We start from the raw sequence: 11,888 nt of genomic DNA on the forward strand, positions 1-11,888 counted from the left end.
ATCAGCGCAATTTCGAATGTTTTTTTCCCTGGCCTGGCTATCCCTTACATTCTCTTTGGGAGTGTGGTGGTGGATTTTGGGGTTTCGCCAAGCAAAAACCATCGCAGAGATTTCTATCAGTGCGGCTCGTCAGGTAGAACTAAATCGTGTCAATCGAATGTTACAACTGGAAGGATCCTTTTTTCTTTCTATGTTGGCCCTAGGCGGAGTGACCTTAGCCGTTTTATCTTATAGAGACCATAAACGTTCCAAACTCATCTCTGATTTTTTTTCTACAGTCACACATGAGATGAAAACTCCCATTTCCAGCTTACAGTTGCAAGTTGAAGTTCTTTTGGAAAATACAAAAGATCCAGAACTCAAAAAGAAATTAGAAAAAATTTGGAAAGAAAATCAAAGGATTGAATCCCAGATGGGAAATGCTTTTTATTTGGCAAGCCTTATGCAAGGAGAATCCTTATATATGGAGCCGCTCACTATTTTTGATTTGTGCGAATCCTATTCTCATCATGAACCAGATTTATCCTGGAAAATTTTGGTTCCCAAAGAAACAAAAGTTTTTATAGATAAAAAGGCATTTTTTGCTATGTTAAAGAATTTAAGTGAAAATGCAAAACGGCACGGCAAAGCAAATATGATCAAACTCACGATTACAAAAGAAAATGGGAAAATCTTATTTCTTTTGGAAGATGATGGCATAGGGTTTAGTGGTAATAAAAAAAATCTCACCCTTCCTTTTTTACGTCATTCTAAAACAAGCGGAAGTGGCATTGGATTATACATTGTGAAAAAATTAATCGAAAAAATGAAAGGTTCCCTAGAATTTCCGAACACTTCGTCCGGTTTCCAAGTAAAACTTCTCTTAAAAGAGGTTCCATGAAACCAAGGATTTTACTTGTCGAAGACGATGAGGGACTCGGCGAAACCTTAAAAGAAAGGTTGGAACAAGACAGATACAGAGTTAAATGGGCAAAAACTGCGTCAGAAGCAGAGACCCTCTTTTCACCAAACCAATTTGATTTGGTTGTCCTTGACCTAAGACTACCTGATGGAAATGGATTTCAATTGGCAGAGAACTTTTTATCAAAAGAAAAGGACATCCCGTTTTTATTTTTAACTGCACAGGCCGGAGCCCAGGAAAGGCTACGCGGATTTGAACTTGGTGCTGCGGAATTCATCCCCAAACCTTTCCACTTAAAGGAATTCCTCATCCGATTGGAACGTGTGGTAGCGCAAACTCGCCCTCATTTTGGGAGAAAATGGAAGATGGAACAAGCCGAAATCCACCTGGATTCCTTCCTAATAAAAAAAGAAGACGGTACTTTGGTTTTACTATCCAAACGTGACTGCGCCCTACTTGCCCTTTTACTCTCTGATGTTCGTAAGGTATTTAGTCGTTCTGAAATTTTGGACTTCCTCGTCGGTGAAGAAAGTTTCCCCACAGAAAGGACCATAGACAATGCCATTGTCCGACTAAGGGATGCTCTGGGAGAGGAATCCATCCGCAATGTACGAGGGGTGGGATACCAATGGGTGGCAGAGGTCTTCCCTTTAAAATAAGAATCCCATTAGGGAAATTCTTTGTTTTACCGATACTTTTAAGGTGAAACAAGGATCTCTCATTATCATTCTACTCGTTCTATCCTTGTTTACCCATCCTCTCGGTGCTTGGGAAACCGATATCGATTACAACTACGAATACGAAAAAAATGGTCCTTATACTAAATTTTCCGATTGGGTGCCATACAAACTCCATAAATGGGAACCCAAATATTTAGAAGATTTTTATGAATTATACAATCTCAAACAACATTACAACGATAACGAAATTAGAAAAAATATTTATTGGTTAAAAATTGCTCTTGGGAAACGATTCCGTCATCCTAAACATTCTTTATGCGAAACCAAAACAGAAAAGGAGTATTATAAATATAGAAATTTGATGTTCATGCATATCAACATTCAAATTATGCGCTCTTACATGAGACTTGCTTCCAAATTTGACAAAAGACACGTATATTTTTACAATTTAGATTTTGCCCACGAACTCAAAGAAAGTTTTAGCGTTGCAGAAAGTTTCTATAAAGAAGCCATACCCTACTGGGAAAAAGCAAAAGAATATGCGGACAAAGCCAATGAAGTTCATATTGATTTAGATTTAGGAACTATTGAAACAGAACGTTACGAAATAGTAACTGGTAAATTAGATTTTGGACATATCATTGAAAACCATTTAGACAGACTTGATGGAAAAAAGAAAATTGTTTCTGAATATCTGGCTAAGTATCCAGAAGCAGATGCAAAAGCTCTCGATATTGCGGATCGGGAAAATTAAAACTCAATCGACAATACAGCAATATCATCATGTATGATTCGATCTTTATCAATCAGACAATTGGTGATCATTTTTTGGATTAAAGTATCTGTGGATTCAGATACAGAAATCATCTCGGATAGTTCTTGTAAAAAAACATCAAGGCCTATATAACCACCACCCTCCTCCTCTAATTCATAAATTCCATCCGAATATAAAAGCAAACGATCCCCAGGTTCAAAAGTTTTGGAAATTGTTTTCCCTTCCCAAAAATCAAGAAGTAAAATTGGATACATCTCATCCTTCACGAGTTTCATCACTCGTTCATTTTCTTTCCAAAACACAACAGGAGGATGTCCCGCAAAACTGAACTCAATCCTTCTTTCCCTTGGAAATAACCTAAGCACACAAGCCGAAATATGATGTTTAAAAATAATGGTTTTCAAATCCAAATGCATGGCTGAAAGAATTGCAGAAGGATTAGATTCTAATTTAGAGTGTTTTTTAAAAGAAACTGCAGCAATTCCAGAGACAAGTGCTGAAGAAATTCCATGACCAGAAATATCACCGAAGAAAATATCAATACATTCTTCGCTGTGTTTTTCATATAGGATGAGGTCCCCCCCGATTTCATCATAAGGTAAAAATCGAGATTGGATTTTCACATTTGGAATTTCACCAAAATCTTTAGCTACCCATGCTTCTTGAGTTAGTTTAGCTAAGGCCAAATCTTCTTTGACATCAGAATAAAACCTTTGTAATATTTTTTCTTTTTTCATAAGTTTGATTTCGTTTTTAGCACGAACCAAACCCTGAGATACAAATCCAGCAACCAAACCTAACAACCGCTTTGTTTCTTCTGACCAAAATCCAATTCGATCATAAGTTGTGATCCCAAGGATTCCAATCACACTACCTTCATCTCTTAAACCAACAACCAAAATAGACCGGACTTCCGCTCTCTTAAATAGATCCAAATGCCAAGGTTCATCAACCATTTGAGTCGTATCGGCAATATGAATGACTCCATCGCTTGCAAGAATTCCCAATCGCTCTGGATTCATTTTTGCAATGGAAAGTTTTGTACCTACGCTAAATAAAGAAGGCATTCCTACTAAAACCCATTCGTGTGTGACTGATAAAAATTGTTTGTCTGAAGAAATTTCGGCAGCAAAAACTCTATCGGCCCTAGAATACTTTCCGAGTTCTTCTAAGGCAAATTGAATCGCATCGGATACTAATTCAGCTTTTGTATGAACAAAAGTTTTGGAAACTTCTGTCACAATTTGTGAAAACTGCAATAAACCAGATAGTTTAAATTCAGATTCGCGGATGGAAGAAATTTCTATTTGTTGTCCCCAGATACGCAAGAGAAATCCTTCTTCTACTTGGCCGTGGGAATTCATTAAAAAAACACGTTTATGCCCGTCAGACAATTCTAAAAAGTATTCATAATTTTCTAACTGGTAGGAACTTTCGATAAACCTTCGTAGCAAAAATACGCTCTTCAAAGTAACCAGGTCTTTTAAATACTTACCGAAGATATCTTGGACTGCCTGATATCCATAAAACTTCGCCATAGCTAAATTACATTCCCGGATCACACTATGATTCCAAATGTATTCCAACTGTTCCTCTTGTGACAGGGAAATGGGCATAGGAATGTCTAATTCGTAACACCAAATGGCATCTTTGGAAAGGTGGATGAAGCTCTCTAAATGTTGGTAGCGACCATAATCGGGTTTTCGAGAAATCATCTAGATTCTAAGCTCTAAGAATCTACTGACTCTGCCACAAAAAAACATAATCCATCCTGATTCCGAAAATTTTCTGAATTCTTTTCGAAAATGATTCGATTCCGTTGACCAAAAATCCCCTATCATAGAAATTACTTAGGAATGGTGGAAGTCTAAATGAAGCAATTTTGCTCAACATTTAAGCATTAAGCCCTTTTTGGATGCAGTTCGCGCAGTTTCAAGGCATGAATTTAAACTCATATTGCTTAGAAACTCCACGAAACCCTTATATTTCGGTCGAAATGCCTTGGTATAAATCTTGCATTTAAAATGGTAACAGATTACAACAATCAGACCGACCTCTGAACGAAGGAGAATCAAATGCAGTTCGCAACCCCAAAATTTACTTCCGGAAAGGAAGTGGTTGAGTATGCCAAAAAAAATGGAGTCCTTTTCTATGACTTCCGATTTACGGATATCAAAGGAATGTGGCACCACGTTTCTTATTATGTGAATTCCGTAGATGAAGATACATTCAAAGGAATTCCTTTTGATGGATCTTCGATTGCTCGTTGGCAGCCAATCAATGCTTCCGATATGCAATTACATCCAGAAATTTCTACGGCATTTTTAGATCCGTTTACTGCAGACAAAACACTCGTAATGTTTTGCGATGTTTGGGACATCTACAAAAAACAATACTACGAAAAATGTCCACGTTCCATTGCTAAAAAAGCACTCGAATTCATGAATAAATCCGGAATCGCTGACACTGCTTTCTTTGGACCTGAAAATGAATTTTTTGTTTTCGATAGTTTAAAAGTTCGTGATGAGATCAACTGCCAATACTACGAATTGGATTCAAACGAAGGGATCTGGAACACACATTCAGAAATTCCTGGTTCCAATAACACAGGAAAGATCAACTTTAACTCTGGACACCGCCCAGGAACAAAAGGTGGATACTTCCCAGTAGCTCCTATTGACTCACAAGTGGACCTCCGTGCTGAATTTGTGAAAACTTTGGAAGCAATCGGGATGGAAACTTTTGTGGTTCACCACGAAGTAGCACAAGCTCAAGGAGAGATCGGAGTTAAGTTTGGAACTTTGATTGAAGCGGCTGATAACGTTCAAAAGCTAAAATACATCGTTAAGATGGTAGCTCATAAACACGGAAAAACTGCTACTTTTATGCCAAAACCACTATTTGGTGATAACGGTAACGGTATGCACGTTCATATCTCTCTCTGGAAAGGCGGTAAAAACCTTTTTGCTGGAGACAAATACCAAGGATTGTCTGATTTCGCTTTTAACTTTGTAGGCGGAGTATTAAAATATGCTAGAGCTTGTGCTGCATTCACCAATGCATCCACTAACTCTTACAAACGACTCATCCCAGGATTCGAAGCTCCATCAATTTTAGCATACTCTGCTCAGAACCGATCTGCTTCTTGCCGTATTCCATTTGTAAGCGGCGAAAAAGCAAAACGTGTTGAATTCCGATTCCCAGACTCAACAGCTAACCCGTATTTGGCGTTCGCATCGTTACTTATGGCTGGTATGGCGGGACTTTCCGAAAAAATCGATCCAGGTCCTGCACGTGAAGAAGATCTTTTTGAACTTTCTTTGGATGAAATCCGTGAAAAAGGAATTCGTCAAATGCCTCACACACTTCGTGAAGCAATGGAAGAAATGCTCTCTCAAAGAGAAATTTTCAAACAAGGTGATGTGTTTACAGAAAACTTTTTGCAAACATACCAACACTATAAGTTTGAAACAGAAATTTGGCCGTGGGAAGGTCGCCCTCACCCATACGAATTCCTCACTACTTACTCTTGCTAAGAGAGAAAGCCCCGGCAACCGTCGGGGCTTTTTTTTGTTTACCATTCCCCATCCATTCAAAAAATGACAAAAGAACTAAAGATTTAGTTCAACCAAACGATCTAAGGTGATAGGGCGAGGTAGCTCAGATGGTTAGAGCACAGGATTCATAACCCTGAGGTCACGGGTTCGACTCCCGTCTTCGCTACCAAAGATCGAGAGGACAAGGTATGAAAAAAACAAACCGTTTGTTTTCAATTTTGGCTCTGGTATTATTTACCGGATCCATCCAAGCAGCCGATTTTCCTAAATGTAAAGAGGCTTGCGATAAGTTTTATAGCTGTACGGTGCAAGTGAATCCGAACGCTTCGGAAGAGCAAAAAAACACTCTGAAACGGGGTTGTGAATTCAACTGCAACCGTCCCAAATACTACAATAAAATTGCGGGCTGCCTTACCAGTGGTGATTCCTGCAAAGCATTCTCCTCTTGCATTCTAAAAGAAATGCAAGGCAACAAATAAAAGAAGACTTAACTCTATAAGAAACATAAACAAAGGCGATCCGTATGTATCGTCTTTGTTTTTTATGTACTTTTACTATTCTCGGAATGGGCAGACCTGGAACCGACTAGTTGTCGGTTCCGGTTTTTTGTGTGATTTGTTTTGAGAGAGATTTTGCTTCATCCAAACGAAGAGAAAGGATTTTTGAAATTCCAGGTTCTTCATTGGTAACTCCAAAAATGGCATTGGCTCTTGAAATGGTAGACTGCGCATGGGAAACCACTATGAATTGTGTTTTATCTTTGAATCTGTCGAGAATCTGACAGAACCTTAGTTTATTTGCTTCGTCAAGGGCGGCATCAATCTCATCCAAGAAACAGAACGGACTTGGTTTGACCATGTAGATAGCAAATAGAAGTGCTATCGCTGTGAGAGATTTCTCCCCACCAGATAACAATCGCAAGTTCTGAACGTGTTTTCCTGGAGGTTCCGCCATAATCTCTACTCCAGAATTGAGGGAATCCTCTTTTTCTGTGAGTTCTAGTGTAGCCCTTCCCCCGTTGAAAAGCGTAGAAAACGTTTCTTGAAAGTTCTGTTTAATTTTTTCAAAAGTCTCTTGGAAGAGTTTTTCTGACTCTTCGTTGATTCGTTTCAAAACTTCTTCAATATCTTTTTTCGAACTTTCAATATCAGTTTTTTGTTTGAGGTTGTGTTCGTAGATTTCTTTGATATTTCGGTATTCTTCAATTGCAAGCGGATTGATAGAACCTAGAAGTTGAATCTCTGATTTTGCTGAACGAAGTCTTCTTTCTTCTGCTTTTTGGTCTAACTCGAGTCCCCCACGTTCTGTTTCTAATTCAGAATCGGTTAAAGAATAATCATTGTATAACTCTTCTACAAGGGAATCTATCTGCACTTTGAGGGCAGAACTAGTTCTCTCCTTTTCTGACAAAAGCGGAAGGAGGTTTTGGAATACTTCCTGGTTTTTCGTAATATTAGATTTGATCCCGGAAATTTCTTCTACAAGAGTTTGTAAGGTTTCTTTTTCCGATTCCAAAATACGACTCATAGAAAGAAACTCTTGGTAAGATTCTGCAATTTCTATTTCAAGAACTTCGACTTCTCTTTCGAGACTTTCCTTTTTTTCGCGAATGACTGACTCTTGTTCTTTTGCACCCGAAATTCGTTTTTCAATTTCGCCAATCCTTTCATCAAGGACAGCAATTTCCTTTTGTTGGTTTTCCAAACGAGAATTGGATTCGAGAAGTTTTTTCTCTAACTCCACAATATGCGTTCTTGTTTCTTCCCAATGGCTTCTATGCAAAATAATATTACTTTGGTTGTCTCGGATACCGCGCGTTAGGTTTTCGTTTTCTAAAATTAAATCTTCAATTTCTTGGTCTATGGATTCCTTTTTAGATAAAATTCCATCTTTATCAAAAAGTAAATTTCTGAATTCATCTTCTTTTTTCAAAAACCCTGTGAGTTTTTCTTTATAAAGATCTAATTGGATTTCTCTGAGGTCAGAAACTCCGCTAGAAACTTCTGAAGACTCTAAATGAGAAAGTGCCGATTTAAGTTTATTCGTATAAAGCTCTAAATCAGAAAGAAGGATTGTTTTGTCAGCATTTCTCTGCTCTTCTCCTTCCTTCGATTCTCTTTTTTTATTTTCTAACTCTTGGATGAGTTCAAAGATTACTGTTTTTTGTTTATCCCGAAGAGTGATATGGCGTTTTTCATTTTCCTTAATCCTACCTTCTTTTTCTTCGATAGACTTTTCTTCTTCTTTGATGGAAAGTTCTAAGGAAACACGCGTAGATTCCAAAGTTTGAATCTCTTCCTTTAGAGTGGACTGGATTTCTCTTTGGCGTTCGTTCTCCAGTTCAATGGCACGTTTTTCCACTTCCAATTTGATTGTGGCCTGGTTTTCCGTTTCTAGTGCTGAAAGAATTTCCCCAATCCGAAGCTCATACTCCAAAATAAACGTTTTGTTTTTGGCTATTTTCTCTTTTTGGATTTGGCTTTTGGATAAATGATCAAATAATTTTTTATCTATCTCTGCGATTTCTTTTTCTTTGATTTCTTTAGTTGTTTCTTTTTCTGAAATCAAATTGGTTTCGTCTTGGATAAGTGATAGAATTGATTTGTTTTTTTCTCGGATCTCTAATAATTCCTCATCCGATTTTTTCATTCTGCGTTTGAAATCTCGCAGTTTTAAAAACCTAAGGTTTTTGTCAGACTCATCCAAATCGGATTTAAGTTTGAAATATTGTTCTGCCTTTTCCGATTGTTTTTCTTTAACTTCTAGGTCTTTGACCATAGAGTTCATAATATCCTGGATTCGCAAAAGGTTTTGGTTGGTATCATCCAACTTCTTTGTGGCTTCTTTACGATCAAGTTTGAAGCGGGACACACCGGCAGCTTCTTCAAAAATGGCCCTTCTTTCTTCCGGTTTGGAATTGAGAATTTGGTCCACACGACCTTGTTCTAAAATGCTATAACTGGATTTACCAATTCCTGTATCAAGAAGGGTTTTTTCGATATCCTTTCTTGTGGTTCTGATATCATTGAGGTAATATTCGTTTTCCCCATCCGGATATAAACGGCGAGTGATTTTTACCGATGGATAATCTATGTTGAAAAAATGGTCATCATTATCAAAAAGAATAGAAACTTCTGAAAACCCAGCTGGTCGCCTACTCTCTGTTCCGTGGAAGATGACATCATCCATCTTCTCGCCTCGAAGTCCTTTGGCACTTTTTTCTCCAAAGACCCATTTGACAGAATCGACGATATTTGATTTCCCCGAACCATTCGGTCCGACGACAGCAGTAAACCCGGGATCAAAAGTAATCTCCGTCTCATCTGCAAACGTTTTAAATCCAACAATACTTAGGCTCTTTAAATGCATATATGTTTCGCCGTTCGATTCCTTAAGTTTCCCAGTTGACACCACTTGGGAGACATAAGAAAAAACCTTAGATAGTATTATGTCCCAAATTATCGATCCGATTTCCAGTGAAATTTTTGAAAGAAAGCCTTACTTACAAAATTATTTCAGAAACTTCACATCCGAGAACCGTTGGGATTTGGGGTCTGCAAAGAAACCAGGGGAATATTATGTCTCATTAAATGGGGAACCACTCTCTTCCTCTTTCTCCCCCCTAACGCAAGCCATTCGACTTTTGGATACTTATTCTTTACGACCTACTGATATCGTAATTTTGTTTGGGCTTGGCAACCCCCATCTCATTCAAAAAATCAGTGAAACATTAGCCCCGGGACAAATCCTGATTCTCATCGGTGATGATGAAACACTAATCCCTGTTATTTGGGACAAAATACTAATCCCTGTTTTACAAGTCCCAGGAAGGCATTTGTTTTCTGGAGAAGCTTTTTTTCCTTTGTTTTTTAACTATTTGGAATCCCTTCCGATAGAACGAGTGAGTGGACTAAAAGTCATTCGTAACCCAACAGATACCAATAGAAACCCAGTTTTTCGAGAACTTGAAGAAAAAACCCAAACGGTATTTTCAGCAAAAATGAGTGATCTACTCACTAAGTTTGAATTTGAAAGATTATGGATTAAAAACTCCATTTGGAATTTGGTACATGTAGGAAAGAAGTCTCCAATTCGTTATCCTATTTCCTCACTAAAGGATAAATTCCAAGGTCTTACCGCCGTACTTGTGTCAGCTGGTCCCAGCTTACGAAAAAATCTATCTTGGTTACAATCAGTGAGAGACAAAGTCTTCGTTCTCTCCTGTGATACATCCCTCAAAGTTCTCATCAAAGCAGGGATCGAAGCGGATGGAGTTGTCACACTCGATGCACAGACCAACTCGTTCTTCCATTTTATGGGAGAGTCCCTTACACAAATTCCGCTCTTTGCCGACCTCGTGAGTTCTCCCACACTTCTTAGGGAACCCATGTTTCATTCCGTTGTCCATTCAGTGACAGCCAAATACCAAGTCGATGCAGAAGGATCACTCGTTCGGGAAGTGACTGCTGGCGGTGAACTTGCTGATGAAGTATTTACGCAAGTGGGTGATATCCAATCCGGAGGATCTGTGGCCACCACTGCTTTTGATATGTTGCGTTTTATGGGATTTACCTCTGTTTATTTTCTTGGTCAAGACTTGGCGTATTCAGGAAGAGAAATTCATTCCACAGGAACGCATCATAATGAAAAATGGCTGACCCTTCTCAGTCGAAAGAATAGTTTAGAGCGGATCAATGAAGTCATCATTCGTAAAAGGGAAACTCGTTTTGTTCCAAAAGCTGGGGGGAAAGGTTCTGTTCTTACCGATTATGTTTTAGATTTATATAGACACTGGTTTGAAGAGTCTGCCAATAGCGTCTCGCAAATGAAACTTTTCAATGTCAATGAAGATGGGGCGGAAATAGCAGGGATTCAGTCCCTTTCTCCAAAGAAAGCTAGAGAGAATCTAATGGGGACCCCAAACCATAACTACCCTTGGAGAGAACTTTCGATTTGGAAATGGGACTCAATGGATGAGAGTGGAATCGAGAAAATACCAGCAAAAGAATCCTCACCTTCTGGGGCAAAGTGGGAAAAAACAAAGAAACAAAACGAAATTCCTTCCTACCTACTCCCGAATGGTTCAGAAAACCTATACCAAAGAATTCGAAAAGATTTGGAGTTTATGGAAAATGGTTTGAAAAAGTTTGAAGAGGAAACGGCAGTTTCTTCCTTTCAAGATTCGGACATTTGGATTTGGATGCGAGAAGAGTCTTATCTAAGAAGGATGGTACGTAAAACGGAAATCTATATTTTGCGGCACAAGGATTTAGAACCATCGAGAAAAAACCAACTCATGATCCAATCCATCAAAAAAGAGATCCGCTATTTAAAACGAAGTCTTTATCCAATGATGGATTCATTTCCAGAAAATGGATGAAAAACAGAATTGTCTTCAAATTCAGGAAAATAATCAAAAAAAAGTTTTTGCGAAACCACACGATAGGCAAATGGATTTTTTTCCGCATAACCTTCTGTATATGGAAGTGCTGGCAATTGATGAAAGTTGATTCTTTCTTCAAAATTGATAAAGTCACGACGGCTAAGCTCTGGTCGTAATTCTAAAACGGTTTCCTTCAGTAAGTTCCAATCCAATTTAAAACTCATCCGGGCTCCCCGAAACGCAGGAGATCTTTCTAACAAATTGACAAGTCGTTTCACTGGACAATCCATATGATAGTATTTGGTTACATAAACTTTTACAAACCTAGCAGCAAGTCCCATTGGTTCCCAAATGAGTTCAGATTCGCGGTTCTCCGATTCTTCTTTTTTGATTTCGCTTAGGACAACATGTAACTCAGGAAAAGATTGTCTACCTGTCATAATGAGGGAAGACTCTTCCATTCCAAACTCTCCATAATACAACCATTTATAGAAGTCCTGGATCTCTGCTTCTGGATGGTCTTCTACAAACTTAGTCAGAAGAAAAAGTTTTTCTTTCTGTGTAATGATCGATTCGCGTTCAGTTTGCATTC

General features: G+C 38.4%; 9 protein-coding genes and 1 tRNA gene. 7 read left to right on the forward strand and 3 right to left on the reverse strand.

Annotated features, from left to right (window positions below):
* Positions 1 to 16 precede the first annotated feature (16 nt).
* From ND811_RS07455 to ND811_RS07465, 3 genes are all read left to right on the forward strand, one after another.
* Complete coding sequence (locus ND811_RS07455; protein WP_322113446.1) at positions 17 to 880, forward strand: sensor histidine kinase; 864 nt, start codon at positions 17 to 19, stop codon at positions 878 to 880.
* Positions 877 to 1,560, forward strand: a complete 684-nt coding sequence (locus ND811_RS07460; protein ID WP_265351448.1) for a response regulator transcription factor — start codon at positions 877 to 879, stop codon at positions 1,558 to 1,560. The genes ND811_RS07455 and ND811_RS07460 overlap by 4 nt, the downstream gene beginning before the upstream one ends.
* A 61-nt stretch (positions 1,561 to 1,621) precedes the next feature.
* Positions 1,622 to 2,335: a hypothetical protein gene (locus ND811_RS07465; RefSeq protein ID WP_407658889.1), complete on the forward strand. Its 714-nt coding sequence runs from the start codon at positions 1,622 to 1,624 to the stop codon at positions 2,333 to 2,335.
* Here ND811_RS07465 and ND811_RS07470 read toward each other — a convergent pair.
* The gene (locus tag ND811_RS07470; protein ID WP_265351450.1) at positions 2,332 to 4,071 is read right to left on the reverse strand and encodes a PP2C family protein-serine/threonine phosphatase; all 1,740 of its coding nucleotides are present in this window, start codon (positions 4,069 to 4,071) and stop codon (positions 2,332 to 2,334) included. The two genes, ND811_RS07465 and ND811_RS07470, sit on opposite strands and share 4 nt — an antisense overlap.
* A 360-nt stretch (positions 4,072 to 4,431) precedes the next feature.
* On the opposite strand from ND811_RS07470, the gene glnA reads away from it, so the two are divergent.
* The 3 genes from glnA (at position 4,432) to ND811_RS07485 (ending at position 6,392) form a co-directional block, all read left to right on the forward strand.
* The gene (gene glnA, locus ND811_RS07475; RefSeq protein ID WP_265351451.1) at positions 4,432 to 5,892 is read left to right on the forward strand and encodes a type I glutamate--ammonia ligase; all 1,461 of its coding nucleotides are present in this window, start codon (positions 4,432 to 4,434) and stop codon (positions 5,890 to 5,892) included.
* A gap of 113 nt (positions 5,893 to 6,005) precedes the next feature.
* Positions 6,006 to 6,082: transfer RNA gene (locus tag ND811_RS07480), tRNA-Met, on the forward strand.
* 19 nt (positions 6,083 to 6,101) lie between these two features.
* Positions 6,102 to 6,392: a Cys-rich protein gene (locus tag ND811_RS07485; protein ID WP_265351452.1), complete on the forward strand. Its 291-nt coding sequence runs from the start codon at positions 6,102 to 6,104 to the stop codon at positions 6,390 to 6,392.
* 106 nt (positions 6,393 to 6,498) lie between these two features.
* Here ND811_RS07485 and ND811_RS07490 read toward each other — a convergent pair whose 3' ends face one another.
* Positions 6,499 to 9,282, reverse strand: a complete 2,784-nt coding sequence (locus ND811_RS07490; RefSeq protein ID WP_265351453.1) for a chromosome segregation SMC family protein — start codon at positions 9,280 to 9,282, stop codon at positions 6,499 to 6,501.
* Positions 9,283 to 9,361: 79 nt separating this feature from the next.
* Here ND811_RS07490 and ND811_RS07495 point away from each other — a divergent pair, with 79 nt between their 5' ends.
* Entirely contained in the window at positions 9,362 to 11,293 is a 1,932-nt protein-coding gene (locus tag ND811_RS07495) for a motility associated factor glycosyltransferase family protein (RefSeq protein WP_265351454.1), read from the forward strand.
* Here ND811_RS07495 and ND811_RS07500 read toward each other — a convergent pair.
* On the reverse strand, positions 11,257 to 11,886 hold the full coding sequence (locus ND811_RS07500; RefSeq protein WP_265351455.1) for a hypothetical protein: 630 nt from the start codon (positions 11,884 to 11,886) through the stop codon (positions 11,257 to 11,259). The genes ND811_RS07495 and ND811_RS07500 overlap by 37 nt on opposite strands.
* Between the last annotated feature and the right edge of the window lie 2 nt (positions 11,887 to 11,888).

It is taken from the genome of Leptospira soteropolitanensis (genome assembly GCF_026151655.1).
In the GTDB taxonomy this organism is placed as follows: Bacteria; Spirochaetota; Leptospiria; order Leptospirales; family Leptospiraceae; genus Leptospira_A; species Leptospira_A soteropolitanensis.

Bases quoted from the DNA above. Each gene is read 5' to 3' on its own strand.
- ND811_RS07455 (WP_322113446.1), top strand. From the start codon at position 17: ATGTTTTTTTCCCTGGCCTGGCTATCCCTTACATTCTCTTTGGGAGTG.
- ND811_RS07460 (WP_265351448.1), top strand. From the start codon at position 877: ATGAAACCAAGGATTTTACTTGTCGAAGACGATGAGGGACTCGGCGAA.
- ND811_RS07470 (WP_265351450.1), bottom strand. From the start codon at position 4,071: ATGATTTCTCGAAAACCCGATTATGGTCGCTACCAACATTTAGAGAGC.
- glnA (WP_265351451.1), top strand. From the start codon at position 4,432: ATGCAGTTCGCAACCCCAAAATTTACTTCCGGAAAGGAAGTGGTTGAG.
- ND811_RS07485 (WP_265351452.1), top strand. From the start codon at position 6,102: ATGAAAAAAACAAACCGTTTGTTTTCAATTTTGGCTCTGGTATTATTT.
- ND811_RS07490 (WP_265351453.1), bottom strand. From the start codon at position 9,282: ATGCATTTAAAGAGCCTAAGTATTGTTGGATTTAAAACGTTTGCAGAT.
- ND811_RS07495 (WP_265351454.1), top strand. From the start codon at position 9,362: ATGTCCCAAATTATCGATCCGATTTCCAGTGAAATTTTTGAAAGAAAG.
- ND811_RS07500 (WP_265351455.1), bottom strand. From the start codon at position 11,886: ATGCAAACTGAACGCGAATCGATCATTACACAGAAAGAAAAACTTTTT.